At 72.4% G+C, this 24,764-nt stretch carries 22 protein-coding genes and 1 pseudogene; 13 read left to right on the top strand and 10 right to left on the bottom strand.

The window, feature by feature from the left end; all coding sequences use genetic code 11:
• Positions 1–45 precede the first annotated feature (45 nt).
• The 3 genes from BLW82_RS29315 to BLW82_RS29305 all read right to left on the bottom strand — a co-directional run bounded on the left by BLW82_RS29315 (position 46) and on the right by BLW82_RS29305 (position 3,684).
• On the bottom strand, positions 46–1,308 hold the full coding sequence (locus tag BLW82_RS29315; RefSeq protein WP_093503311.1) for an NAD(P)/FAD-dependent oxidoreductase: 1,263 nt from the start codon (positions 1,306–1,308) through the stop codon (positions 46–48).
• A 158-nt stretch (positions 1,309–1,466) separates the two neighbouring features.
• Positions 1,467–2,741 carry a deoxyguanosinetriphosphate triphosphohydrolase gene (locus BLW82_RS29310; protein ID WP_093503309.1) on the bottom strand — a complete coding sequence of 425 codons (1,275 nt, stop codon included), beginning with the start codon at positions 2,739–2,741 and terminating at the stop codon, positions 1,467–1,469.
• Between the two features lie 208 nt (positions 2,742–2,949).
• Entirely contained in the window at positions 2,950–3,684 is a 735-nt protein-coding gene (locus BLW82_RS29305) for a sirohydrochlorin chelatase (RefSeq protein WP_093503307.1), read from the bottom strand.
• A 164-nt stretch (positions 3,685–3,848) separates the two neighbouring features.
• On the opposite strand from BLW82_RS29305, the gene BLW82_RS29300 reads away from it, so the two are divergent.
• On the top strand, positions 3,849–4,529 hold the full coding sequence (locus BLW82_RS29300; RefSeq protein WP_093503305.1) for a SanA/YdcF family protein: 681 nt from the start codon (positions 3,849–3,851) through the stop codon (positions 4,527–4,529).
• 175 nt (positions 4,530–4,704) lie between these two features.
• On the opposite strand, the gene BLW82_RS29295 is transcribed toward BLW82_RS29300, so the two are convergent.
• Positions 4,705–5,148, bottom strand: coding sequence for a gamma-glutamylcyclotransferase family protein (locus tag BLW82_RS29295; protein ID WP_093503303.1), 444 nt, complete (start codon positions 5,146–5,148; stop codon positions 4,705–4,707).
• Positions 5,149–5,286: 138 nt separating this feature from the next.
• Here BLW82_RS29295 and BLW82_RS29290 point away from each other — a divergent pair, with 138 nt between their 5' ends.
• The 8 genes from BLW82_RS29290 (at position 5,287) to BLW82_RS29255 (ending at position 13,918) form a co-directional block, all read left to right on the top strand.
• Complete coding sequence (locus BLW82_RS29290; RefSeq protein WP_093503301.1) at positions 5,287–6,930, top strand: M4 family metallopeptidase; 1,644 nt, start codon at positions 5,287–5,289, stop codon at positions 6,928–6,930.
• 253 nt (positions 6,931–7,183) lie between these two features.
• Entirely contained in the window at positions 7,184–7,858 is a 675-nt protein-coding gene (locus tag BLW82_RS29285; protein ID WP_093503299.1) for a YceI family protein, read from the top strand.
• 282 nt (positions 7,859–8,140) lie between these two features.
• Complete coding sequence (locus tag BLW82_RS29280) at positions 8,141–8,665, top strand: hypothetical protein (RefSeq protein ID WP_093503297.1); 525 nt, start codon at positions 8,141–8,143, stop codon at positions 8,663–8,665.
• A gap of 166 nt (positions 8,666–8,831) precedes the next feature.
• On the top strand, positions 8,832–9,455 hold the full coding sequence (locus BLW82_RS29275; protein WP_093503295.1) for a class F sortase: 624 nt from the start codon (positions 8,832–8,834) through the stop codon (positions 9,453–9,455).
• A gap of 132 nt (positions 9,456–9,587) precedes the next feature.
• Positions 9,588–9,995: a hypothetical protein gene (locus BLW82_RS44620; protein WP_177233105.1), complete on the top strand. Its 408-nt coding sequence runs from the start codon at positions 9,588–9,590 to the stop codon at positions 9,993–9,995.
• Positions 9,995–12,613, top strand: coding sequence for a nitrite reductase large subunit NirB (gene nirB, locus BLW82_RS29265; RefSeq protein WP_093503293.1), 2,619 nt, complete (start codon positions 9,995–9,997; stop codon positions 12,611–12,613). The genes BLW82_RS44620 and nirB overlap by 1 nt, the downstream gene beginning before the upstream one ends.
• Entirely contained in the window at positions 12,610–12,960 is a 351-nt protein-coding gene (gene nirD / locus BLW82_RS29260; protein ID WP_093503291.1) for a nitrite reductase small subunit NirD, read from the top strand. Before nirB ends, nirD begins: the two co-directional genes overlap by 4 nt.
• 25 nt (positions 12,961–12,985) lie before the next feature.
• The gene (locus BLW82_RS29255) at positions 12,986–13,918 is read left to right on the top strand and encodes an aminoglycoside phosphotransferase family protein (protein ID WP_093503289.1); all 933 of its coding nucleotides are present in this window, start codon (positions 12,986–12,988) and stop codon (positions 13,916–13,918) included.
• Positions 13,919–14,017: 99 nt separating this feature from the next.
• Here BLW82_RS29255 and BLW82_RS29250 read toward each other — a convergent pair whose 3' ends face one another.
• Both BLW82_RS29250 and BLW82_RS29245 read right to left on the bottom strand, forming a co-directional pair.
• On the bottom strand, positions 14,018–14,578 hold the full coding sequence (locus tag BLW82_RS29250; protein ID WP_093503287.1) for a YciI family protein: 561 nt from the start codon (positions 14,576–14,578) through the stop codon (positions 14,018–14,020).
• 34 nt (positions 14,579–14,612) lie between these two features.
• Positions 14,613–15,227, bottom strand: coding sequence for a TetR/AcrR family transcriptional regulator (locus tag BLW82_RS29245; protein WP_256216002.1), 615 nt, complete (start codon positions 15,225–15,227; stop codon positions 14,613–14,615).
• Positions 15,228–15,402: 175 nt separating this feature from the next.
• On the opposite strand from BLW82_RS29245, the gene BLW82_RS29240 reads away from it, so the two are divergent.
• The gene (locus tag BLW82_RS29240) at positions 15,403–16,365 is read left to right on the top strand and encodes an SDR family NAD(P)-dependent oxidoreductase (protein WP_093503285.1); all 963 of its coding nucleotides are present in this window, start codon (positions 15,403–15,405) and stop codon (positions 16,363–16,365) included.
• 52 nt (positions 16,366–16,417) lie between these two features.
• On the opposite strand, the gene BLW82_RS43515 is transcribed toward BLW82_RS29240, so the two are convergent.
• Entirely contained in the window at positions 16,418–16,984 is a 567-nt protein-coding gene (locus BLW82_RS43515; RefSeq protein ID WP_256216001.1) for a TetR/AcrR family transcriptional regulator, read from the bottom strand.
• A gap of 132 nt (positions 16,985–17,116) precedes the next feature.
• Positions 17,117–18,277, bottom strand: a complete 1,161-nt coding sequence (locus BLW82_RS29230) for an alpha-hydroxy-acid oxidizing protein (protein WP_093503283.1) — start codon at positions 18,275–18,277, stop codon at positions 17,117–17,119.
• 64 nt (positions 18,278–18,341) lie between these two features.
• On the opposite strand from BLW82_RS29230, the gene BLW82_RS29225 reads away from it, so the two are divergent.
• Complete coding sequence (locus BLW82_RS29225; protein ID WP_256216000.1) at positions 18,342–19,448, top strand: Lrp/AsnC family transcriptional regulator; 1,107 nt, start codon at positions 18,342–18,344, stop codon at positions 19,446–19,448.
• A gap of 104 nt (positions 19,449–19,552) precedes the next feature.
• Positions 19,553–20,146, top strand: a pseudogene (locus tag BLW82_RS29220) (rhomboid family intramembrane serine protease); the annotation flags it as partial.
• A 200-nt stretch (positions 20,147–20,346) separates the two neighbouring features.
• On the opposite strand, the gene BLW82_RS29215 reads toward BLW82_RS29220, so the two are convergent.
• Positions 20,347–20,898 (bottom strand): GNAT family N-acetyltransferase, encoded by a 552-nt coding sequence (locus tag BLW82_RS29215; RefSeq protein ID WP_093503279.1) that lies wholly within the window; start codon positions 20,896–20,898, stop codon positions 20,347–20,349.
• 263 nt (positions 20,899–21,161) lie between these two features.
• On the opposite strand from BLW82_RS29215, the gene BLW82_RS29210 reads away from it, so the two are divergent.
• Entirely contained in the window at positions 21,162–21,719 is a 558-nt protein-coding gene (locus tag BLW82_RS29210; RefSeq protein ID WP_093503277.1) for a DUF3291 domain-containing protein, read from the top strand.
• A gap of 179 nt (positions 21,720–21,898) precedes the next feature.
• On the opposite strand, the gene ppdK is transcribed toward BLW82_RS29210, so the two are convergent.
• A complete protein-coding gene (gene ppdK, locus BLW82_RS29205; RefSeq protein WP_093503275.1) occupies positions 21,899–24,619 on the bottom strand; it encodes a pyruvate, phosphate dikinase in 2,721 nt (906 codons plus the stop codon).
• Positions 24,620–24,764: the final 145 nt, after the last annotated feature.

The following is a 24,764-nucleotide window of genomic DNA, read 5'->3' as shown; positions in this document are numbered from 1 at the left end:
CCACCCGCCACCCGCACCCGCGAGACGGCAGAACCCCGCAGCCCCTCAGGCGAGCGATTCCAACGGCACATGAGGATCCGCCAACGCGTCGGTGTCCACCACGGCCCGCGAGGTGATCAGCCGCTGGATCGGCTCTGTGACATCCCACACGTTCACGTTCATCCCGGCCAGCACCCGCCCCTCCTTCACCCAGAACGCGATGAACTCACGCTTCCCCGCGTCCCCGCGGATCACCACCTGGTCGTACGACCCGGGCGGCGCCCACCCGCTGTACTCCATGCCCAGGTCGTACTGGTCGGTGAAGAAGTAGGGCACCCGGTCGTACACGGCGTCCCGCCCCAGCATCGAGCGGGCCGCGGCCGGGCCGCCGTTCAGCGCGTTGGCCCAGTGCTCCACGCGCAGCCTCGTGCCGAACAGCGGGTGCGGGAACGCGGCCACGTCGCCCGCCGCGTAGATGTCCGGGTCGGACGTCCGCAGGCGCTCGTCGACGACGATCCCGCCGCCCTGCGCCCGGTCGGCCAGCTCCAGGCCGGCCGCCTCGGCCAGTCCGACCCGCGGTGCCGCGCCGATCGCCGCGAGGACGTCGTGCGCCGGGTGCTCCTCGCCGTCGTCGGTGCGCGCGGCGAGCACCATGCCGTCCTGGCCGACGATCTCGGTGAGCCGTACCCCGAACCGGAACCGGACCCCGTGCTCCTGGTGCAGCTGGGCGAAGACGTTGCCCAGCTCGGGTCCGAGGACGCTGTGCAGGGGGGTCTGCCCGTGTTCGATGACGGTGACCTCGGCGCCGTAGGTCCGGGCCGCCGCCGCGACCTCGAGGCCGATCCAGCCGGCGCCCGCGATGACGAGGTGGCCGTTGTCGCGGCCGAGCGCGGCGAGGACGCCCTTGAGGCGCTCGGCGTGCGCGAGGCGGCGCAGGTGGTGGACGCCGGCCAGGTCGGTGCCGGGGATGTCGAGGCGGCGCGGCTCCGCTCCGGTGGCGAGCAGCAGCTTGTCGTAGCGGACCAGCGTGCCGTCGTCGCCGAGCCGGACGGTCTTGGCGGCGCGGTCGATGCGGTCCACGGTCTGGCCCAGGTGCAGTTCGACGTCGTGCTGCGCGTACCAGGCGGGCTCGTGCACGAAGACGCTGTCGCGTTCGGCCTTGCCGAGCAGGTAGCCCTTGGACAGCGGGGGCCGCTCGTACGGGTGGTCGCGTTCGTCGCAGATCAGTATCACCCGGCCGCTGAAGCCCTCGGCTCGGAGCGTCTCGGCCGCCTTCGCACCGGCGAGTCCGCCTCCGACGATGACGAATGTCTGGTCCGCGTCGACCACTTGATGCCTCCTCGTGAGGGTGCCGCCACATATGCCGCCCACATGCGCCGCACTGTGAGCCTCCCGCACGCGGCGTGCTGCGGGAAGGGGGTGTGACCCCCGCTGACGCGATCTTGCCCCGATCAGGCCAGAGGGAGTCGCGGAGAGTCACAAACTGTTCACATACGTCCCGTCAGCCGCGCGTGCAGCGACCGCGCGGAGGCGTCGGTGAGCGATGCGATCTGATCGACGATCACCCGCTTGCGGGCGTGGTCGTCGCCGGCCGCGTCGAACAGCGCCCGGAACTGCGGGTCGAGTCCGTCGGGTGCGCGCGCGGTGAGCGCCTCGGCGAGTTCGGCGACGACGACCCGCTGGTCGGCGCGGAGCCGTTCCTGCTCGGCGCGCTGCATGACGTACCGGTGGGCGATGGCCTTGAGCACCGCGCACTCCATCCGGGCCTCGCGCGGTACGACGAGTTCCGCGCCGTACCGGGTGAGCCGGCCGCCGCCGTACGCCTCGCGGGTGGCGCCCTCCGCGGCCAGGCAGAACCGGCCGATGAGCTGGCTGGTGGCGTCCTTGAGGCGGGCCTGGGCGACCGCGCTGCCGTCGTAGCCGTGCGGCCACCACTCCTCGTCCTGGAGCCGGTCGAGGGCGGCGGCGAGTTCGGCGGGGTCGGTGCCCGCGGGCACGTACAGGCCGACGGCGACCGCGAAGACCTCCTGCCGTTCCGGCTCCGCGTGCAGGCAGTTGGGGTCGAGGTGGCCGGCGTGCAGGCCGTCCTCGACGTCGTGCACCGAGTAGGCGACGTCGTCCGACCAGTCCATGACCTGGGCCTCGAAGCAGGTGCGGGTGCCGGGGGCTTCCTTGCGGACCCAGTCGAAGACCGGCCGGTCGTCCTCGTACACCCCGAACTTGGGGGACGCCGGGGCGGTGGGGTGCGCGCCGCGCGGCCACGGGTACTTGGTGGCCGCGTCCAGGGCCGCGCGGGTGAGGTTGAGGCCGACGGAGCCCTCGGGGGTGAACCGCTTGGGCTCGATGCGGGTGAGGAGCCGCAGGGACTGGGCGTTGCCCTCGAAGCCGCCGCAGTCGTCCGCGAACTCGTTCAGCGCCTGTTCGCCGTTGTGGCCGAAGGGCGGGTGGCCGAGGTCGTGGGAGAGGCAGGCGGCCTCCACGAGGTCGGGGTCGCAGCCGAGGGCGGCGCCCAGCTCCCGGCCGACCTGGGCGCATTCGAGGGAGTGGGTGAGGCGGGTGCGGGGGCTGGCGTCCCACGCCTGGGCGGAGGTGCCGGGGGTGACGACCTGGGTCTTGCCGGCGAGGCGGCGGAGGGCAGCCGAGTGCAGGATGCGGGCGCGGTCGCGCTGGAAGGCGGTGCGGCCGGGGCGTTTGTCGGGTTCGGGGGCCCAGCGGTCGGCTGACGCCGGGTCGTAGGCCGAAGAGGGTGCGGGGACTGCCATGGTTCGACAGTACGGGGTGGTGGTGACAAAACGGGGGTTGTGGGGTGCCTACTCGGCTGCCGGGTCGGGGTGCGTGCGCGGCCGCGGGTGCATGGGCGTGTCGCGCGGTTCCCCGCGCCCCCGGGAAGGCGGGCCCACCGGGCCGGCCCAGAGGGACGCGGGGAACCGCGCGATCGACCACGACGCACCCGCGGCCGCGAACGCACCGCTAGGCGGCCGCGGTCACCGGCGTTCCCCGTGCCCGCTGGTAGCGGTGGAGGACCAGCTCGGCCATCGCCTCGTGCGCTCCCAGGGGGGCGGAGGCGAGCCACGGGGCGTGTGCCGCGCACTCCGTGGCGAAGCGGCCCGGGGCGGTGAAGTAGGAGGCGAGGGCGATGTGGTGGCGGCCCCTCGCCCGCAGGGCGGTGATCGCCTCCGGGACGGTCGGGAGGGCCGCGGAGGCGTAGGCCGCGAGGACCGGGACGCGCAGACGGGCGGCGAGGAGGCCGGCCATGCGGTCGGTGTCGGCCCTGGCGTCGGGGTCGCGGGAACCCGCCGCCGCCAGGACGACGGCGCTCGCGGGCCTCGGGCGCCAGCCCGCCTCCCGCAGGCGGGCGTGCAGGGTGTCGGCCAGCAGGGGGTGCGGGCCCAGGGGCGCGGCGACCAGGGTCCGGGCGCCGGCGGCGGCCGCCATCGCCGGGATGTCCCGCTTGACGTGGTGGCCGCGGCCGAGGAGGAGCGGGACCAGGACGGCCTCGGCGCGCCCGAGGGCGGCGAGGGTGCCGGGGAGCAGCGGCTCGTTCAGCTCGATGTGACCGAGGTGCACGGGCAGGCCGGGGCGCCGTGCGCGCACCCGGTCCATGAGCGCCCGCACGGTGCTGAGCGCGCGCGGGTCGCGGCTGCCGTGGGCCACCAGGACCAGGGCGGGCGGGCCAGGGCGCGAGGAGAGGTCGGTCACCGTCATGCGAGGATCCTCGCCGGGCGAGGTTGCACGGCCGTTGCCTGGCCGTCACGCGTCTTTTCCGGCCCTTCACGGCGCGCGCCCGCAGGCTGTGAGCGAACCGGAACCCGCTGCGCTGCGTCCTCCATGGTCGGAGCGAACGGGGAGCACGAGGGGGGAACGAGCGTATGAGGATCCGCCGCCCGCGGCTGCCGCGGACGCGTGCCGGCCGGCGACGCCTGGTGCAGGGCGTGATGGCCGGGTGCGTGCTGGCGCTGCTGCCTGCCACCTGGCTGTACGTCTCGACGGCCGGCCGGCTGCGCACGGTGGCGGACGTGCCGCGCGCCGACGTCGCGGTCGTCTTCGGCGCGGGCCTGTGGGACGGCGAGCCGTCGCCGTACCTCGCCAACCGCCTGAACGCGGCTGCGACGCTGTACAAGGAGGGCCGCATCAAGGTCGTCCTCGTCACCGGCGACAACAGCCGCAAGGACTACGACGAGCCGGACGCGATGCGCACCTACCTGACCGCGCACGGCGTGCCCGGCAGGCGCATCGTCAGCGACTACGCCGGGTTCGACACCTGGGACTCCTGCGTCCGCGCGAAGAAGATCTTCGGTGTGGACCGGGCCGTACTGATCAGCCAGGGGTTCCACATCCGGCGCGCGGTGGCGCTGTGCGAGGCGGCGGGGGTGACGTCGTACGGGGTCGGGGTCGACGCCAAGCACGACGTGACCTGGTACTACGGGGGCACGCGGGAGGTCTTCGCGGCGGGGAAGGCGGCCCTCGACGCGCTCTTCGAGCCGAACCCCCGGTTCCTCGGGCGGAAGGAGCCGGGGGTGGCGACGGCCCTGGCCGCGGCGAAGCCCTGACTCCGGCGAAATCCGCGGCGGTCCGGCAGCGCCCCCAGGGGCCCGAGGGTCCCCCGGCCGAAGGCTGCGGGAGGAACCGCGCGACCAGCCACGAGGGCGCCCCGGTCGGCCAACCGGATGCCACGGCCGCATCCACCACGCACTCAGCCGTGGCCCACCCGGTCGCCCCCCTCGGTCAGCCGTGGCCCAGCCAGTCGCCGCCGTCGATGCGCCGTCCGCCGGTGCGCAGTCTCCCGGCCACGACGGGCCCGGCGACGTACACCCAGGCCCGGACCGCGGCCCCGTCCCGCAGCCGTACGACGTCCCGGGCGACGCGCACGTACAGGCTCGCCGGGTCCTGGGGCACGCACTCCTCCAACGCGTCCAGTTCCAGGAGGAGCCGGTCGTACGCCTCGGGGCGCGCCGTGACCAGTTCGCCGTGTACGGCCGCCGGTCCGCGCTCCTCCACGGCGTAGGGATAGCCCGGCCCGTCGTAGAGCACCGCCCCGTCGAGGCGGCCCGGCTCCTCGGTCTCCGTCCGGCCCCGCAGGTACGCGTCGTGGTTGACCTCGCCGGGGCGGAGCGTGCCGTAGACGAAGAACGGGAGGTGTCGGGGGCGGCGGGGGCTCCGGGTGGTCACAGGAAGGATTCTGCACCCCCTTCACCTCCACACACATCTCCATGGGGGCGCTATGGACATGACATGTCATGGCCTCTTAAATCTCTGACGTCATCAGCGCCACCCCGACGCCTTCGAGGCGCACCTCCAAGGAGACCGATGAGCCGGACCCGGAACACCCGAGTTTCCCGCCTCGCCACCGCCGGCGTCGCCGCCACCACCGCGACCCTGCTGGCCGCCGCGCTCTCCCCCGCCGCCCACGCCGACGCCAGACCGACCCGCACCACGGCGATCGCGAACGCGGCCCAGGCACTCGTCCAGCACGCCACCGCCCTCGGCCTCACGTCCGCCGAGGGCACCTCGGTCCGCGACGTGATCGTGGACAGGAACGGCACCCAGCACGTCCGTTACGACCGTACGTACCGTCAGCTCCCCGTCCTGGGCGGCGACTTCGTCGTCCACCTGAAGTCGGACGGCGCGTACCGCAGCGCCGACCGGGCGACCCGGAGCCGGATATCCCTGGCGTCGGTCGTCCCGGACGTCTCCGCCCCGAAGGCCGCCGACCTCGCGGTGAACGCGCTGCGGGCGGCGAACCTCGGCGACGCGCTGAAGCAGGTGCAGGCCAAGCCGCGGCTGGTCGTCGACGCCCTGCACGGCACCCCGAAGCTGGCCTGGCGCACCGAAGCCGTCGGCAAGGACTCGCTCGGCAACCCGGTCGCCCGCACGGTGCTGACGGACGCCCGCACCGGCGCCCAGATCGACGCCTGGGACAGCATCGAGACGGCGACCGGCGACGGCAAGTCCCTGTACAGCGGCACGGTCCCGCTGCAGACGACGCAGTCCGGTTCGGCGTACAACCTCACGGACCCGACGCGCGGCAACACGTACACCGGCGACGCGGCGAACAAGACCGACCTGTGCATCTTCGGCATCTGCATCAGCCGGGCGCCGTCGACGGTGTTCACGGACGCCGACAACCACTGGGGCACGGGCGCAACTTCGGACCGCTCCTCGGCGGCCGTCGACGCCCAGTACGGCACCAACGAGACCTGGGACTACTACAAGAACGTCCACGGCCGCAACGGCATCGCGGGCGACGGCAAGGGCTCGTACAACCGCGTCCACTACGGCAACAACTACGACAACGCCTTCTGGGACGACAGTTGCTTCTGCATGACGTACGGCGACGGTGACGGGACGACGTTCGGGCCGTTGGTCGCGCTCGACGTGGCGGGCCACGAGATGACGCACGGAGTCACCTCCAAGACGGCCGCGCTGACGTACTCGGGCGAGTCCGGCGGCCTGAACGAGGCGACCTCCGACATCCTCGGCACGCTGGTGGAGTGGTACGCCAACAACTCCTCCGACCCCGGCGACTACCTGATCGGCGAGAAGATCGTCCGCTCCGGCTTCGGCAAGACGGCCCTGCGGTACATGGACCAGCCGTCGAAGGACGGGAGTTCGGCGGACTACTGGAGTTCGTCGGTGGGCAATCTGGACGTCCACTACTCCTCGGGCGTCGCGAACCACTTCGCGTACCTGCTGGCCGAGGGCAGCGGCCCGAAGACCATCAACGGCGTGAGCTACAACTCCCCGACGTACAACGGCTCGACGGTCACCGGCATCGGCCGCGACAAGCTGGGCGCGATCTGGTACCGCGCCCTGACGGTCTACATGACGTCCTCGACGAACTACGCGGGTGCCCGCACCGCGACCCTCAACGCGGCGAAGGACCTGTACGGCAACGGCAGCACGGAGTACAACGCGGTGGCCGCGGCCTGGAGCGCGGTGAACGTGAACTGAGGCGCGGCGCACGGACGTGCGGCGGCCGCCCCGGCGAACGAACCGGGGCGGCCGTCGCATACACCGCGAACAAAGGGGAACAGCGCCATTCAAGGACCATTCAAGGAAACCGGAATACGGAAATACCGAACCCTTCCTGAGTGGATCCCATGGCGGGGGTGTGCACATTCGGTGACGGCAAGCGGAATTGGCGAACTCCTCCTTCCCGACGACCACTTGCGGCAATTCCGCGAGTGGACTAACTAGATAAATCATGAACTTGTTCAGCCGCCCCCACACGTCCCGCCGCACCCCCACGGTCCCCCCACGCCCGACGACGGCGCAGGCCTTCCCCACCTCGGCCCCCGTCCTCCTGGACCCCGCCCTCGCCGCCCTCACCGGCGAGTGGACCATCGACCCGGCCCACAGCAGAATCGGTTTCTCGGTCCGGCATGCGATGGTGACCACGGTCCGCGGGGCCTTCACCGAGTACAAGAGCCGCCTCTACTTCGACGGCCGCGACCCGGCCCGCTCGCAGGCGGAGATCATTCTGTCCACGGCGAGCGTCGACACCGGCGTGGAGCAGCGGGACGCCCATCTGACGGGGCGCGACTTCCTCGACTCCGCGAACTTTCCGCGGATGCGTTTCCAGAGCACTGCGGTGCGCCTGAAAGCGCCGGACGTCTACGTCATGACCGGCGACCTGACCATCAAGGAGACGACGCGCCCGGTGGACCTGGAGCTCACCTACATCGGCAACGTCACGGACCCGTTCGGCTACCAGCGCGTCGGCTTCGACGGCACCACCACCATCAACCGCATGGACTGGGGGCTGGTCTACAACTCCCGCCTCGCGGAGGGCGGGGCGATGGTGAGCGAGACGGTGCGGCTCCAGTTCGACATCGCGGCGATCCGGACGGCACCGGAGGGCGTGCAGGGCACGCCGTAACCCCGAGGACGCGGCCCGCCCGCACGAGCGGCTGCCGCGGGCGACGGGCCCCGGAGGGGGTCACCCGTTCACTCCCCCCACCCCCCCACCATTCGTGTGTTCTTCATACTGTCGCCCGCGCAACCCCCTTGACCTGCCCGAATCCGCCCTCGACGGGCTCCGCGACCGTCCGCCGTGCCACCCGTTCATCCCAAAACTGACGGCGCCTCAGGGGGCGCGGCCGGGCGGTTGGCTTTTACCTCGGTAGAGCAAGGGAGTGGACGACCTCGACCGAGGAGCACCATGCGACGCACCGCCCGTCTGGTGACCGGGACCGCGCTGGCCGTGGCCACGGCCGGACTCGCCGTCGCGCCCGCCTACGGCGGCGCCACCGGCAGCCTCGACGTGTACCCGTCGACCGCGGCGGCGGGCGGCCAGGTCACCGTGAACACGGCGGCCTGCGGCGAGAAGGGAACGGCGGTCGGGGACGCCAGTTCCGTCGGCGCCGGCACGTTCACCCTTGCGCCGAGCACGCACGAAGGCGAGGCGATCGGGCAGTTCCAGGTGCCGCCGAGCGCGCAACCGGGGACGTACGAGATCGTCGCGAAGTGCGCCGAGGGAAACCGGCAGGTGACCGGGGACCTGGTGGTGGCACTGGCGCCGGCCGCGGGGCAGCAGGTGCAGCCCCACGGCAGCGTGAAGACGGGGGTCGGTGGTGCCCTTGGCTCCGACCCCGTGCAGACCGCGGCAGGCGTGGCGGCTCTGGCCGTCGCCGCCGCGGGCGGTACCTGGCTCCTGCATCGCCGGGCGAGAGGCGATGCGATCTGACGGACACCCTCCGCTGTCCGTCCGCCGGTACCGCACATCCCACCCCCTCCGGGTCCGACGCCCCTCGCGGCCCGGAGGGGGAGGGGGTCACGTCGCCAGCGGCTCTCACCGCCGCCGGCGGCCCACCCCCTCGTCTGAAGTTCTCACCTCAGGGAGCGGGGTTCGCATGCGCAGGATCGGGGACACCGCGATAGCCGCCGTGACCGTCATGGCCCTCGGCTCCGGCGTATGGCTGCTCGGCCCCGGCAGCGGCCCGCGCGACGCGCCGCCCCAGCCGTCCGCCGCCGAGAGCCGCCCCGACCCCGGCGAGGAGCGCCTCGAAGCCCCCGCGCTGCCGCCCTCCCCGCCCACCCGCATCCGCATCCCCGCCATCCGCGTGAACGCCCCCCTCATGGGCCTCGGCCTCACCGCCTCGGGCAGCCTCGACGTCCCGCCCGCCAAGCAGAAGAACCTCGCCGGCTGGTACGAGGCCGGCACCACCCCCGGCGAGACCGGCACCGCGATCGTCGCCGGGCACGTCGACAACACCGAGGGCCCCGCCGTCTTCTACGACCTCGGCGCCCTCAGGCGCGGCACGGTCATCGAGGTGGACCGGCAGGACAGGAGCGTCGCCGTGTTCAGCGTCGACGCGGTGGAGGTCTACCAGGCCCGCGACTTCCCCGACGAGAAGGTGTACGGCGCCGCGAACCGCCCCGAGCTGCGGGTCATCACCTGCGGCGGCGGCTACTCGCGCACGACCGGGTACCAGGGGAACGTCGTCGTCTTCGCCCACCTGACCGGCAGCCGCTGACCGGCGGCCACCGCCCCTCCCCCGGGCCCCTCACCCCCTCACACTCACCCGCGCTCCCCGAAGAGGGCAGCGTTCCTCCCGGGAAACAGCGGTGATGCGGCCGGGTAACGTCGGCCCCGCAGGCTCCTGGGCATGACCTCGAAGACGCGTGCGGCGGTGACCGGCGCCTCCGCGACGCGCGAACCGCGCGGCACACGGGAGACGCAGGAGACGCGCGGCACGCGGGAGACGCGCGGCACGCGGGCGACGCGGGAGACGCGCGGCACACAGGCGACGCGGGAGACGCGCGGCACACAGGCGACGCAGGAAACGCGCGGCACACAGGCGACGCAGGAAACGCGCGGCACACAGGCGACGCAGGAAACGCGCGGCACACAGGCGACGCAGGAGGCACCCGTGCCGGCCGGCCGCCGTCACGCCCTCGAGGCGACCGCCCGCCCCCGCCCCACGCCCACCGGATCCGGCGATGGTCCCCTGCTCCACCCGACGCTCCCCGTGCTCCCCCACCTCCCCCTGCTCCTCGACGACGGAGGCTCCTGATGACCGCCACCCCCGGGGCCATCCCCACGATCGTGCTCGTCGGCCACGGCATGGTCGGTCAGCGCTTCCTGGAGGCGCTCGCCGAGCGCGGCCTGACCGCCACGCACCGCGTGGTCGTGCTGTGCGAGGAGCCGCGCCCCGCCTACGACCGCGTCGCCCTCACCTCGTACTTCTCGGGCCGGACCCCCGACGACCTCTCGATGACCGACATGGAGTTCATCGACGCGCACGGCATCGAGCTGTACGTCGGCGACCCGGCGGAGACGATCGACCGCGGCACGCGGACGGTGACGGCCAGGTCCGGCAGGGTCGTCGGGTACGACGCGCTCGTGCTCGCCACCGGCTCCTACCCGTTCGTGCCCCCGGTCCCCCACAAGGACGCGACCGGCTGCTTCGTCTACCGCACGATCGACGACCTGCTCGCGATCGAGCAGTACGCGACGTCGGGGGCGACCGTGGGCGCGGTGGTCGGCGGCGGGCTGCTGGGCCTTGAGGCGGCCGGGGCGCTGAAGGGGCTCGGACTCGCCGCCCACATCGTGGAGTTCGCGCCGCGACTGATGCCGGTGCAGGTGGACGAGGGTGGCGGCGCGGCCCTGTTGCGCACCGTCGAGGAGATGGGGCTGACGGTCCACACCGGCGTCGGCACCCAGGAGATCGTGGTCGACGCCGCGGGGGCCGTGACGGGGATGAAGCTGTCCGACGGTTCCGAACTCGCCACCGACCTGGTGGTGTTCAGCGCCGGAGTCCGGCCGCGGGACCAGCTCGCCCGGGACTGCGGTCTGACGGTCGGCGAGCGCGGCGGCATCACCGTCGACGAGCAGTGCCGTACCGTCGCCGATCCGCACGTGTTCGCGATCGGCGAGTGCGCGCTGGCGGCGGACGGCCGGGTGTACGGGCTGGTGGCGCCGGGCTACGAGCAGGCCGAGACGGCGGCGGCGACCATCGCCGCCGACGAGGCCGCCTTCACCGGCGCCGACCTGTCCACCAAACTGAAGCTGCTCGGCGTGGACGTGGCCTCCTTCGGCGACGCGCACGGCACGACCGCGGACTGCCTGGACGTCGTGTACTCCGACGCCCGTTCGGGCCTGTACAAGAAGCTGGTGATCGGCCGGGACGGCACCCTGCTCGGCGGCATCCTGGTCGGCGACGCGGAGGCCTACGGCACGCTCAAGGCGTTCACCGGTTCGGTCCCGCCGGTCTCGCCCGAGTCGCTGGTGCTGCCGGCCGGCGCCGGGGAGCCGGTCCTGCTGGGCCCGACGGCGCTGCCGGACGACGCGATCATCTGCTCCTGCAACAACGTCCGCAAGGACACGATCCGCCGCGCCGTCACCGAGCACCGCTGCACCACCGTGCCCGAGGTGAAGAAGTGCACCAAGGCCGGTACGACATGCGGCAGCTGCGTCAAGGTGCTCGGCCAGCTGGTCACCGCCGAGCTGGAGGCGTCCGGCGTCGAGGTCGACAAGGGGTTGTGCGGCTGCTTCGCGCAGACCCGCGAGGAGCTGTACGAGATCGTCCTGGCGCTGCGCGTCAGCAGCTACCGCGACCTGCTCGACCGGTACGGCCGGGAGGGCGCCCGCGGCGGCGACGGCTGCGAGGTCTGCAAGCCGGCGGTGGCGTCGATCATCGCGTCCCTCGCCCCGGCGATCGGCGCGAGCGGCTACGTCCTGGACGGCGAACAGGCGGCGCTCCAGGACAGCAACGACCACTTCCTCGCCAACCTGCAGAAGAACGGCTCCTATTCGGTCGTCCCGCGCATCCCCGGCGGCGAGATCACCCCCGAGGGCCTCATCACGATCGGCGAGATCGCCCGCGACTTCGGCCTCTACACGAAGATCACCGGGGGCCAGCGGATCGACATGTTCGGCGCGCGCGTCGAGCAGCTCCCGCTGATCTGGACGCGGCTGGTGGACGCCGGCTTCGAGTCCGGGCACGCCTACGGAAAGGCCCTGCGGACCGTCAAGTCCTGCGTGGGCCGGACCTGGTGCCGTTACGGCGTCCAGGACTCGGTCCGGATGGCGATCGACCTGGAGCTGCGCTACCGGGGGCTCAGGTCGCCGCACAAGCTCAAGTCCGCCGTCTCCGGCTGTGCCCGCGAGTGCGCGGAGGCCCAGTCGAAGGACTTCGGCGTCATCGCCACCGCCAACGGCTGGAACCTGTACGTCGGCGGCAACGGCGGCGCCACCCCACGCCACGCGGACCTGCTCGCCCAGGATCTCACCGACGCCGAACTGGTCCGCCTGATCGACCGTTTCCTGATGTTCTACATCCGTACGGCCGACCGACTGGAGCGCACGTCGACCTGGCTGGAGCGGATCCCGGGCGGCCTGGAGCACGTCCGTGACGTGGTGGTCGAGGACTCCCTCGGCATCTGCGAGGAGCTGGAGTCCCTGATGGCGGCGCACGTGGCCAACTACGCCGACGAGTGGGCGACCACCATCGACGACCCGGAGAAGCTCGCCCGGTTCGTCTCGTTCGTCAACGCCCCCGACACCCCCGACCCGGTCGTCGGCTTCGTGCCCGAGCGGGACCAGATGAAGCCCGACCTGCCGCTGCTGTCCATCGGCCTGCGCCGGGCGGACGGCACGGCGACCGTTCTGGAAGGAAGCTCCCAGCGATGACCCTGGCCCCCGAGACCACCGGCCTGAAGGTTCAGCTCCGGCTGTCGGACTCCTGGTTCACCGTGTGCGACCTGAGCCTGCTCACCCCCGGCCGCGGGGTGGCCGTACTCCTCCCGGACGGCCACCAGGCGGCCGTCTTCCGCGACCGCGCCGACCGCCTCTACGCCATCGACAACCGCGACCCCTTCGGCGGCGCGGCGGTCCTCTCCCGCGGCCTGACCGGCACCCACCGGAACCGCCCGTTCGTGGCCTCGCCCCTCCTCAAGCAGCGCTTCGACCTGGAGACCGGCGCCTGCCTCGACGACGAGACGGTACGGGTGACGGCGTACGAGGTACGGGCCGCGTAGCCGGTCCCGCGCATAGGGTGCCGGGATGATCGGTATCCCGGAGGCACTGGTACGCGGCACGATCGAGCGCGAGGGCGACCGCGGGGCGGCCTGGATCGCCGAACTCCCGGCAATAGTCGACGAGTTACTGGACCGCTGGGACTGCGTGCCGGACGGCGGGGTGACGCACGGCGGCGTGGGGGTGATCGTCCCCGTACGGCAGCGGCCGGCCGGCGGGCCGGCGGTCCTGAAGGTGTCCTTCCCGCACCCCGGGAACGTCCACGAGCCGGACGCGTTCGAGGCGTGGGCGGGCCGGGGAGCGGTCGTCCTCCACCGACGGGACGACGCCCGTTTCGCCCTTCTCCTGGAACGGGCCCACACGTCGACGCTGGCGGCGCTCGAGTCCGACGACGCGACGGTGGTGGCGGTCGCGGGCCGCCTGAACCACCGCCTGGCCGTTGCGGCACCACCGGGCCTGCCGCGGTTGAAGGAGCGCGCGCAGGCGTGGGAGACGGAGTTGCGGAGGGACGCTGTGGAGATGCCCCACGCGCTGCCGCCCCGCGTGGTGGACGCGGCCGTCGCCACCACCCGCGAACTGGGCCGGACCCAGCCGGACACCCTCGTCCACGGCGACCTGCACGCGCGGAACATCCTACGGGCGGACCGGGAACCCTGGCTGGCGGTCGACCCGAAGGGATACGTGGGAGATCCGGCGTACGACGGCGGTACGTTGCTGAAATCCCGCGCCCTGACGCTCATGGGCGCCGGTGACCTGACGAAAGCGTCCCTCCGCCTGCTGGACGTGTTCGCAGAGTCGGCGGAGCTGGACCGCGAACGTGTCCGGCGCTGGGCCCAGTTCCACGCCGTCCAGACGGCATTCTGGGGCCGCCGACACGGTTTCCGTAGCGCACGCGGCGGCCCTCAGCCGGACCGCATCACGGAATTCGCCGACGCACTCGCGGAGTTGCTGGTCCGGTAAAGGGATGCCGTGCACCGCGCGCACGGCTCGCCTCCACCGCATCGTCCTCGGCTCCGCCCACCCGGCGTCGGCGGCAGGCCTCCGGGCGTCGACGCCTGATCACCGTCGTCCGCCGAACTCCCAGTCGTGCACCTCGACGTCCGCGTACGGGGCGGGAGCCAGAACGGCCCGTGCCGAGTCCGGATCCGCGGCCCGGACCAGCGCGGCGGTCCCCACCCAGGTGGTGGCGTCGTCGGACAGCAGCGGCCCGAAAGCGATCAGCTCGTCGTGGTCGGCGCCGGTGGGCAGACGGAGATCGTCGGCGGTGGCCCGAGCCGGCCCGAGGCCGAGCACGAGATACCGGTCGCCACCGGCCCGTCCGCCCGGGAACTCCCACATGGTGCGCCCCAGCAGGTTGCGCCACCGCCGCAGCAGTACGTCCCGGTACACACCGGCCTGGTAGGTGGGCTCGTCGAAGGCGAAGGCACGGGCGGCGGCCGCATCGGGCAGATCGACGGCGTGCACGCTCCCGGTGGGCGTCTCACCGTCGGCGGCGAAAGTCGGCCCACGGGCGATCAGCACGTCCGCGTACCGGTCCATGTAGGCCCAGTGGTCCTCCGCCAGTTCCCTGCGCAGGGCGAGGGAGCCGGCCCGGTCCCGGTGGTAACAGAAGAACTCCATGACCGCGGAGCCTTCCGCAGGACCGCCCGGTCCCTCAACAGGGTTTCCGTGGCTCCGCCCCTCCCGGGTCCCCCGCCACCCCGCGCAGCAGCAAGTCGATGAGCCGGCCGGCCAGTTCGCGCTGTCCCTCGTTCGCCGCCATCAGGCTGATCCCGCCGAGCGCCATCAGCACGTCACGCGCGTCCACCCCGGGCCGCACCGCCGACGCCCCCTCCCCCGCGCCCAGCAGGTGGGCGATCGCGTCGACCAGCAGGGTGCGGGTGTGCAGCTTCTCGCTCTCGTCGGTCAGGATCACCCGCAACGCGTCGGCCATCCCCTGCTTCGCCGCCATGAAGTCGATGAACCGCTCCATCCACGCCCGCAGCGCCGCCACCGCCGGCAGCGCGGCCGCCAGCTCCTCCGCCGCTTCGCACAGGCGCTGCACCTCGTGCCGGTAGACGGCCTCGATGAGCAACTCCTTGGCGGGGAACCTGCGGTAGAGCGTGCCGACGCCGACGCCCGCCTGACGGGCGATGTCCTTGACCGAGGCACCCGCCCCCTCACGGGCGAACGCCGCCGCCGCGGCCTCCAGCAGCCGGTCCTCGTTGCGCCGCGCATCCGCGCGCAACGGCCTGCGGGACGTCGCCGCACCCTCGTCGATGCCGGTCAACCCAGCCCCCTCCTCGTGTCACCGCCACTTGCAACCGGAACCGGTTCCGCTTACTGTCGAAGAGCGAACCGGAACCAGTTCCGGATATGAGCGTACGACGGCCCCTGCCCCGACGCCACCGGCCGCGCCCTCAGCCGCGCCCACCCCGTTCCACCACCTTCCCCTGGAGTGCCCCATGTCCCGTTCCCTCGTCACCACCCCCTTCGGAGCCCTGAGCACCGCCGCCGAGGTGCTCACCGGTGTCGACCTCGGCGGCAGGCGCGCCGTCGTCACCGGCGGAGCCTCCGGCATCGGACGCGAGACCGCGCGCGTCCTCGCCGCCGCCGGCGCCGAGGTCACCATCGGCGTCCGCGACCTGGCGGCAGGGATGCGGGCGGCCGAGGAGATCACTCCGGCGAGCGGACCGGGCAGCGTACGCGCCGCCCTCGCCGACCTCGCCGACCAGCGCTCCGTGCGCGCCTTCGCCGATGCCTGGCAGGGCCCGCTGCACATCCTCGTCCTCAACGCCGGCGTCATGGCCACGCCGCTCCAGCGGACGCGGGAGGGCTGGGAGATGCAGTTCGCCACCAACCACCTCGGCCACTTCGCCCTCGCCACCGGCCTGCACGGCGCCCTCGCCGCGGCGCACGGCGCACGCGTCGTCGCGGTCAGCTCGGTCGGCCACGTCAACGGCGACGTCCTCTTCGACGACGTCAACTTCGAGCGGCACCCCTACGACCCCTGGGCCGCCTACAGCCAGTCCAAGACCGCCAACGTCCTGTTCACCGTCGAGGCGGCCCGCCGCTGGGCCCCCGACCAGGTCACCGTCAACGCCCTCAACCCCGGCCGCATCACCAGCACCCGGCTGGGGCGCCACATCGGGGACATCTCCAACAGCCCCGCTTCGTTCGACGCCACCAGTACCGACGTGTCCTGGAAGGACATCGCACAGGGTGCCGCCACCTCGGCGCTGCTCGCCGCCTCGCCGCTGGTCGAGGGCGTGACCGGGCGGTACTTCGAGGACTGCGTCGAGGCCGGCCCGCACCGGCCCGGCATCCGCCGGGGAGTGGCCGCCCACGCCCTGGACCCCGACCGCGCGGCCCGCCTGTGGCGGCTCTCCACCGACCTGCTGGCGACGACGGGGACGGTCCCCGCCTGAGGCCCGCCCCCGTCGAGCCGCCGGTCACCGTGGCAAGCCCTTGGGCGCGGTCCTACGTCCGCAGCGCCACCGCGACCGCCACCCCCAGCTTGCGCACGAACTCCGCCCGGTCGCCGACGCGGTGTTTCCAGCCCTCGCCGGCCGCCTGCAGGACCTCGGCGATCTGGCGGGGTGTGGCGTGGCCTGCCGCCGGCCGGCCGGCGTCGGTGATCGCCTCGGCCAGCGCGTCCAGGAAGGCGTTTCGGTGGTCGTCGCCCATGTCGTGGAGCTGTGCGGTGCCGTGCTCGAGGAGTTCGTCGACGCCCTCGTTGAGATGAGTGCCGACGTACCGGCCGAGGTTGGCGTCGAGCGCGGCCACCAGGCGGGCTTCGAGGTCCGCGCCGGGTGCGGCCAGTGCCGCGCGGACGTCCGCGAGCGCCCGGTCCAGCTCCTGCCGCACGGTCTCGCGGAAGAGCTCCTCCTTGCCCGAGAAGAGGAAGTACAGGCCGGGGCGGGAGATGTCGGCGGCGCGGGCCACCGCGTCCATCGACGTCTTGCGATAGCCGAACGTGGCGAAGACGGTCAGCGCCGCCGCGAGCACCTGCTCGCGGCGGCGCGCGTCCCCTCGGGTCGCGGTCATATGCTCACCATATCGACTGGGCGTGCTATGCATCCTTTGTCGATTCTGTCCGGTTGGAAGCAGGGCAGAGCATCATGACCAGGACCGTTCCGGTCACGGCCGGGACCGGCTGAGGGACCGGCGGCCCGCCGGTCAGGCGACCCGGCGCAGCGCCTCCGGCGTCAGGTCGGCGAGCGTCGGGTAGCCGTCGACGGCCATGATCAGGTCGGCCTCGGCGAGCAGCGCCCGCAGGACGTGGACGAGGCCGGGCTCACCGCCGACTGCGAGTCCGTACGCGTAGGGGCGGCCGACGCCCACGGCGGTGGCGCCCAGCGCGACGGCCTTGACGATGTCGGCGCCCGTCCGGACCCCGGAGTCGAACAGGACGGGCAGGCCGTCTGCGGCCTCGACCACCTCCGGCAGCACGTCGAGGGCGGGCAGCCCGCCGTTGGCCTGGCGGCCGCCGTGGTTGGAGCAGTAGACGCCGTCCACCCCGGCGTCCTTGGCGCGGCGGACGTCCTCGGGGTGGCAGAGCCCCTTGAGGATCAGCGGCAGGTCGGTGATCGACCGCAGCCAGGGCAGGTCGTCCCAGGTGAGCGGGTTGCCGAAGATCCCCGCCCAGAGCGCGACGGCGCCCTGCGGGTCGTCCTCCGGGTTCTTGCCGAGGCGGGCCCGGAAGACGGGGTCGCCGGTGTAGTTGGCCAGGCAGTTCCCGCGCAGCTGCGGGAAGTTGCCGGTGCTCAGGTCACGCGGCCGCCAGCCCGTGATCCAGGTGTCGAGGGTGACCACGATCCCCTTGAACCCGGCCTTCTCGGCCCGGTGCACCAGGCTCTCGGCCAGTTCACGGTCGGTGGGGGTGTAGAGCTGGAAGAAGCCGGGGGTGTCGCCGAACTCGGCGGCCACCTGCTCCAGCGGGTCGACGGTCAGCGTGGAGGCCACCATCGGTACGCCGGTACGGGCGGCGGCGCGGGCGACGGCGAGGTCACCGTGACCGTCCTGCGCGCACAGCCCGACCACCCCGACCGGGGCCATGAACAGCGGCGAGGGCAGCCGCATCCCGAACAGGTCGACGGACAGGTCCCGTTCCGCGGCCCCCACCAGCATGCGCGGCACCAGACCCCAGCGCTCGAACGCGGCGACATTGGCCCGCTGGGTCCGCTCGTCACCGGCGCCGCCCGCGACGTACGAGCGCACGGCGGGGGGCAGCGCGGCCAGGGCCAGCGGCTCCAGGTCGCCGTACGACATCGGGAACCGCGGCACCACACCGCGCAGCCCGTCGAGGTAGATCTCGTTCTGGTAGTCGGCGAACGCCATGCTCCGGCCCTTCTTCACGGCTGCGCCCGCGAGGTGCGGGCCCCTGGAAGTCCACAATGGGAGAGTGGCGCACATCGGCTCCGAAACGCAGGATTCCGGCTCGCACGACGAGCAGACGCAGGATGCTGCCGCCCTCCCGCCCGTACCTCCCCTGCTGACCGAGGACGAACTGGCGCTGATCAACGCGCTGCAGCTGAGCCCGCGCGCCTCCTGGACCGAGCTCGGCCGCGCCCTGGGCGTCGACCCGGTCACGGTGGCCCGCCGCTTCCACCGCCTCTCCGCGCAGGGCACGGCCTGGGTCGGCTTCTCGCCCGGCCCGCGCCTGCTGGAGCAGATCTGCGTGGCGTACGTCGTGATCGACTGCGCCCCGGGAACCACGGCCCGGGTCGCCGAGGCCCTGAGCGCCCACCCCCACATGGTGACGATCGAGCGGACGGCCTCGGGCCACGACATCCTCGCCACGGTCGCCGCCCCCGACCTGCCGGCCCTGTCCCGCTACGCGCTCGACCTGCTCCCCCACCTGCCGGGCATCACCGCCGTACGGTCCCGGATCGTCACCCACATGTTCACCGAGGGCGGCCACTGGCGCATCGCCGCCCTCGCCCCGGCCCAGCGCGCCCGGTTGACGGCCCAGGAACCCGCACCCGCCGCGCAGCGGACAACCCACCGGCAGCTCACCCCCGCCGACCGCGCCCTCGCCGTCCGTCTCGCCCACGACGGCCGCGCGCCCTACCAGACCCTGGCGCGGGACCTGGGCGTCAGCCTCTCCACCGCCAAGCGCCGCGTCGAGGCCCTCACCCGCCACGGGCTGCTCCGCTTCCGCTGCGACTTCGCCCGTCCCCTCGGCGGCTGGCCGGTCGCCGTCACCTTCTGGGCCAGGGTGCCGCCCGCCGACCTCCCCGGGGTCGGCCAGTCCCTCATCCGCCTCCCCGAGACCCGCAACTGCGCCGCCATCAGCGGCCCGCAGAACCTCATCCTCCAGGCCAGCCTGCACTCGGTCAGCGACATCCTCCGCCTGGAGACCCACCTGGCGACGGCCCACCCGGCCCTCGACATCGCGGACCGGGTCGTCACCCTGCGCCAGGACAAACTCCTCGGCCGCCTGCTGGACCCACACGGCCGTTCCGTCGGCGTGGTACCGGCGGATCTGTGGGCGGAACCGGCCCTGTAGCCGGGCGCTGTAGCCGGGTCTCGGCCGCTGTCGGTGGGCTGCCGTAGAGTGCGCCGTGGTGGGGACGCCGATGGCGTTCGAGCGGTTCGAGGGGGGAGCCCGCCATGGGTACGTCGAAGAAGGAACCGGCGGAAGAACCGAAGAAGGGGCCGAAGAAAGAGCCGAAGAAGGACCGGCCCGTACCAGTACGACCGGTACCGATGAGCCCCGAGCAGATGATCGCGGAGGCGCGGAAGGCGTTCTTCGTGATGTTCGGTCTGCTGGCGGTCGTCTGGCTGGTGCAACTGGCCAACTACTCCGACCACTACGCCCTCTCCCGGGACTACGCGGTGGTCTCCGGCGACGTCGGCACCCTGCCCGACATCCTGGTCGCCCCGCTGCTGCACTGGAGCTGGGCGCACATCGAGAGCAACTCCGGCCCGCTGTTCGTCTTCGGGTTCCTCGCCGCCTACCGGGGAGTGGCCCGGTTCCTCGGCCTCACTCTCCTGATCGCGCTGAGCAGCGGCCTGGTGGTGTGGTTCTTCGAGCACGGCGACGTGGCGACGGTCGGCGCCAGCGGACTGATCTTCGGGTACTTCGGCTACGTCGTCGTACGCGGCCTCTTCGACCGGCACCTGATCGACACGCTGATCGGGATCGTCATGGGCGCGTCGTTCGCCTACCTCCTCACCGTGGCCGTCCCCGGCACCCCCGGCGTGAGCTGGCTCGGCCACCTCGGCGGGCTGCTCGGCGGCCTGGTCGGCGCCTGGCTCTTCCGCGACCGCCGCGCCCCCCGCCCGCCTCCGGCGACCTCACCCCTCGTGCCCCGGCAGGCGGCAGGACCCCGCAGCCCCGCCCCGACTCCCCGCGCTCCGACCTGTACAAGGAGCTCGACGACCTCGGTCTGCTCTGACCGCCCTCAGTGCGGGAGGACGGCTCCCGACGGGCCCGGGGACCGCATCCCGAGCCACTGTTCGGCACCCCAGGCCTCGAACCGCTCCACCTCGGTGAAGCCCAGCTTCGCCGCGAGGCGCATCGAGGCGACGTTGGCGCTCTGAGTGGCGAGAACCACCGGCTCGCCGGGAAGTTCGCCGTCGAGCCAGCCCAGCGCCGCCGAGCACGCCTCGAACGCGTACCCGCATCCCCACGCCCGGGGCAGGAACAGGTAGCCGAGGTCCGCCTTCCCCTCGGCCGCCGGGCGGCGGTGCCCCGTCGCTCTCCTGAGCAGGACCTGACCGATCATCGCCCCGTCGAGCTCGACGGCGAAGCTGCCGGGCCACCGCTCGGGCACCCCGGGCAGCTCACGCTCGACCTCGTCCCGCGGCCGGGGCCCGCCGAGGTAGGTGTGCACCTCCGGCGAGGCGAGCAGTTCGACGAACGCCGCACGGTCCCGGTTCTCGGGCTCACGGAGCACGAGCCGCTCGGTCCTGATCGGCTGGGGCGGCCACGCCACGGGGCTCAGATCTTCCATCCGGGCACGCTAACAGGTCGTCAAACCTCCCCGGCCGCCCGCACGACGAGACGGCCCCCCGCGGCCCGCCCCGCCCCGCCCCGTCCCCGAAATGACCTCTGCGAGAGGCCACTTGGACAAGGAAGACGCAACTTCGACATGGCCCGCCCAGGCGGCTACCTTCACCTCGGTCCTCGGCGACTGCCCACGGTCGCACAGGAGTTGCCCCGGGCTGAGCCGCCCGCGAATCCGCACCCCAGGCATCCCCGACCAGGGAGAAACGCATGCCCCGTCTTGCGCTGTACACGTTCGGTGTCCTGAAGTCGCCTCTCGCCGATCCCGCGCCTCTCACGCGCGAGTTCTACGACACCGGCGAGGCCGTCTACCGGAAACTCAGCCGCCACCCCGGGTATCTCGCGCACGCCGAAGCGGCGGACGGCGACCGGGGCATGCTCTTCGAGGCGGACTGGGGTGCGTGGGGCGAGTTCGCCGTACCGGCCTGGTACGGCAAGGGCCGTACCGTGGAAACCACCGCCCTGGCCGCCACCCTCTCCCTCTGGACCGGCCTGCGCCCCGCCTTCGACGCCGTCTACACCGGTCCGCACCGTGAGGCGCTGAACAGGCGTTACGACTGGTTCGAGAGGACAGGACACCCGAGTCACGTGTTCTGGTGGGTCTCCGACGGCGTGACACCCACCTGGCAGGACGGGGTCTCCAGGCTGGAACACCTTCACGACCACGGCCCCGCGCCGCACGCCTTCACCTTCCACCACGCGTTCGCCCCGGACGGAACGCCGGCCAGGACCAAGGCCGTCGAAGGAACCACGGAGCCGACCGCTTAGCTGCCCCGGCGGCCACAACGAGGGCGCAACGGCCTCAGGCGTGCCCCGGCAACCACGAAGGGGCGGCACCCCCGCACAGGGTGCCGCCCCTCTTCTTGCGTGCCGGGGCCGCCGTCCATCGGTCTTGAGGGTCGGGGACGGACGGCGGACCCGGGGTTCGCGGGAGGCCTGGGAGGGCCTCAGCGGTGGTCGCTGCCTGCTGACTCGGTCGCCGCCCGGCCCGCTTCCAGGCGGGCCACCGGGATGCGGAACGGGCTGCAGGAGACGTAGTCCAGACCCACCTCGTGGAAGAAGTGGACGGACTCCGGGTCGCCGCCGTGCTCGCCGCAGACGCCGAGCTTCAGGTCGGGGCGGGTGGCGCGGCCGGCCTTCGCCGCGGCCGCGACCAGGGAGCCGACGCCGTCGCGGTCGATCGTCTCGAAGGGGGAGACGCCGAAGATGCCCTTCTCCAGGTAGGCGGTGAAGAAGGAGGCCTCGACGTCGTCGCGGCTGAAGCCCCAGACCGTCTGGGTCAGGTCGTTCGTGCCGAAGGAGAAGAACTCCGCGGCCTCCGCGATCTGGGCCGCCGTCAGGGCGGCCCGCGGCAGTTCGATCATCGTGCCGATGGACAGCTTCAGGTTCGTGCCCGTCGCCGCCTCCACCTCCGCGATGACCTGGTCGGCCTCCTCGCGGACGATCTCCAGCTCCTGGACCGTGCCGACGAGGGGGATCATGATCTCGGCGCGCGGGTCGCCCTTGGCGTTCTTGCGTTCCGCGGCGGCCTCGGCGATGGCGCGGACCTGCATCGTGAACAGGCCGGGGATGACCAGGCCGAGGCGTACGCCGCGCAGGCCCAGCATCGGGTTCTGCTCGTGCAGGCGGTGCACCGCCTGGAGGAGGCGGAGCTCGTTCTCGTGGGGTTCCTGGCGGGACTCGGCGAGGGCCACGCGGACCGAGAGCTCCGTGATGTCCGGGAGGAACTCGTGCAGCGGGGGGTCGAGGAGACGGACCGTCACCGGGAGGCCGTCCATCGCCGAGAAGAGTTCGACGAAGTCCTTCTTCTGGAGGGGGAGAAGGGCGCTCAGCGCCTCCTCACGGTCCTCCTGCGTGTCCGCCAGGATCAAGCGTTCCACCAGCTCGCGGCGGTCGCCCAGGAACATGTGCTCGGTGCGGCACAGGCCGATGCCCTGGGCGCCGAACCGGCGAGCGCGCAGGGCGTCCTCGGCGTTGTCGGCGTTGGCGCGCACCCGCAGCCGGCGCTTGCGGTCGGCGAAGGCCATGATGCGGTGGACCGCCTCGACCAGTTCGTCGGCGTCCTGGGCGCCCGCGTGCATCCGGCCCTCGAAGTACTCGACGACCGGGGAGGGTACGACGGGTACCTCGCCCAGGTAGACCTTGCCGGACGAGCCGTCGATGGAGATGACGTCGCCCTCTTCGACGACCTGGCCGCCGGGGACCGTCATGCGGCGGCGCTTGGTGTCGACCTCAAGATCCTCGGCGCCGCACACACACGTTTTGCCCATGCCGCGGGCGACCACGGCCGCGTGGGAGGTCTTGCCGCCGCGGGAGGTGAGGATGCCCTCCGCCGCGATCATGCCGTCGAGGTCGTCGGGGTTGGTCTCGCGGCGGACCAGGATGACCTTCTCGCCCGAGCGGGACCACTTGACGGCCGTGTAGGAGTCGAACACCGCCTTGCCGACCGCCGCGCCCGGCGAGGCGGCGATGCCCCGGCCGACCTGCTGGGTCTTCGCCTGCTCGTCGAAGCGGGGGAACATCAGCTGGGCGAGCTGGGCGCCGGTGACGCGCTGGAGGGCCTCGGTCTCGTCGATCAGGCCCTGGTCCACCAGCTGGGTGGCGATCCGGAAGGCCGCGCCCGCGGTGCGCTTGCCGACGCGGGTCTGAAGCATCCACAGCCGGCCGCGCTCGATGGTGAACTCGATGTCGCAGAGGTCCTTGTAGTGGTTCTCCAGCGTCTCCATGATCTGCATCAGCTGGTCGTACGACTTCTTGTCGATGTTCTCCAGCTCGGCCAGCGGGACCGTGTTGCGGATGCCCGCGACCACGTCCTCGCCCTGGGCGTTCTGCAGGTAGTCGCCGTAGACGCCCTGGTGGCCGGAGGCGGGGTCGCGGGTGAAGGCGACGCCCGTGCCGGAGTCCGGGCCGAGGTTGCCGAAGACCATGGAGCAGACGTTGACGGCCGTGCCGAGGTCGCCGGGGATGCGCTCCTGGCGGCGGTAGAGCTTGGCGCGGTCGGTGTTCCAGGAGTCGAAGACCGCGCGGATCGCGAGGTCCATCTGCTCGCGCGGGTCCTGCGGGAAGTCCCGGCCGGCCTCCGCCTTGACGATCTTCTTGAACCTGGTGACGAGCTTCTTGAGGTCGGCCGCCTCCAGCTCCGTGTCGACGGTGACCTGCTTGGCCTCCTTCGCCGCGTCCAGCGCCTCCTCGAAGAGCTCGCCGTCGACGCCGAGGACCGTCTTGCCGAACATCTGGATGAGGCGGCGGTAGGAGTCCCACGCGAAGCGCTCGTCGCCGGCCTGCTTCGCGAGACCCTGCACGGACTTGTCGGAGAGGCCGATGTTCAGGACCGTGTCCATCATGCCGGGCATGGAGAACTTGGCGCCGGAGCGGACCGAGACCAGCAGCGGGTTGTCGGCCTGGCCGAGCTTCTTGCCCATCCGCTCCTCGAGGGCTCCGAGGTGCGCACTCACCTCGTCACGCAGTGCCGCCGGCTCCTCGCCGCTGTCGAGGTAGACCTTGCAGGCGTCCGTCGTGATGGTGAAGCCGGGAGGAACGGGGAGTCCCAGGTTGGTCATCTCGGCGAGGTTCGCGCCCTTGCCACCCAGGAGGTCCTTGAGGTCCTTGTTTCCCTCGGTGAAGTCGTAAACGAACTTCACACCGTGGGGTTCTTTGTTTTCCGACACGGGTCTCGACTCCCTGGAAGACTCGGTGGCTGCCCTGACGGCCAGGAACATACCCAGATCAAAGGCGTCTGGGTACGTCTGCTTGCGTGTCATGCGCCCGTAACCAGTCGTCCGCCACCGGATCGAAAGTCAAAGCTTGGCAAGC

It is taken from the genome of Streptomyces sp. Ag109_O5-10, from assembly GCF_900105755.1.
In the GTDB taxonomy this organism is placed as follows: domain Bacteria; phylum Actinomycetota; class Actinomycetes; order Streptomycetales; family Streptomycetaceae; genus Streptomyces.
The sequence above is the reverse complement of the archived record's forward strand: the minus strand, read 5'-3'. Positions and strand labels throughout refer to the sequence as shown.

What these genes read in the sequence shown, in the direction of transcription:
- BLW82_RS29210 (WP_093503277.1), top strand. Translation starts at nt 21,162, where the DNA reads ATGCCCCGTCTTGCGCTGTACACGTTCGGTGTCCTGAAGTCGCCTCTC.
- nirB (WP_093503293.1), top strand. Translation starts at nt 9,995, where the DNA reads ATGACCGCCACCCCCGGGGCCATCCCCACGATCGTGCTCGTCGGCCAC.
- BLW82_RS29290 (WP_093503301.1), top strand. Translation starts at nt 5,287, where the DNA reads ATGAGCCGGACCCGGAACACCCGAGTTTCCCGCCTCGCCACCGCCGGC.
- BLW82_RS29305 (WP_093503307.1), bottom strand. Translation starts at nt 3,684, where the DNA reads ATGACGGTGACCGACCTCTCCTCGCGCCCTGGCCCGCCCGCCCTGGTC.
- BLW82_RS29230 (WP_093503283.1), bottom strand. Translation starts at nt 18,277, where the DNA reads ATGGCGTTCGCCGACTACCAGAACGAGATCTACCTCGACGGGCTGCGC.
- BLW82_RS29215 (WP_093503279.1), bottom strand. Translation starts at nt 20,898, where the DNA reads ATGGAAGATCTGAGCCCCGTGGCGTGGCCGCCCCAGCCGATCAGGACC.
- BLW82_RS29255 (WP_093503289.1), top strand. Translation starts at nt 12,986, where the DNA reads ATGATCGGTATCCCGGAGGCACTGGTACGCGGCACGATCGAGCGCGAG.
- BLW82_RS29275 (WP_093503295.1), top strand. Translation starts at nt 8,832, where the DNA reads ATGCGCAGGATCGGGGACACCGCGATAGCCGCCGTGACCGTCATGGCC.
- BLW82_RS29240 (WP_093503285.1), top strand. Translation starts at nt 15,403, where the DNA reads ATGTCCCGTTCCCTCGTCACCACCCCCTTCGGAGCCCTGAGCACCGCC.
- BLW82_RS29300 (WP_093503305.1), top strand. Translation starts at nt 3,849, where the DNA reads ATGAGGATCCGCCGCCCGCGGCTGCCGCGGACGCGTGCCGGCCGGCGA.
- BLW82_RS29285 (WP_093503299.1), top strand. Translation starts at nt 7,184, where the DNA reads ATGAACTTGTTCAGCCGCCCCCACACGTCCCGCCGCACCCCCACGGTC.
- BLW82_RS29280 (WP_093503297.1), top strand. Translation starts at nt 8,141, where the DNA reads ATGCGACGCACCGCCCGTCTGGTGACCGGGACCGCGCTGGCCGTGGCC.
- BLW82_RS44620 (WP_177233105.1), top strand. Translation starts at nt 9,588, where the DNA reads ATGACCTCGAAGACGCGTGCGGCGGTGACCGGCGCCTCCGCGACGCGC.
- BLW82_RS29310 (WP_093503309.1), bottom strand. Translation starts at nt 2,741, where the DNA reads ATGGCAGTCCCCGCACCCTCTTCGGCCTACGACCCGGCGTCAGCCGAC.
- BLW82_RS43515 (WP_256216001.1), bottom strand. Translation starts at nt 16,984, where the DNA reads ATGACCGCGACCCGAGGGGACGCGCGCCGCCGCGAGCAGGTGCTCGCG.
- nirD (WP_093503291.1), top strand. Translation starts at nt 12,610, where the DNA reads ATGACCCTGGCCCCCGAGACCACCGGCCTGAAGGTTCAGCTCCGGCTG.
- BLW82_RS29250 (WP_093503287.1), bottom strand. Translation starts at nt 14,578, where the DNA reads ATGGAGTTCTTCTGTTACCACCGGGACCGGGCCGGCTCCCTCGCCCTG.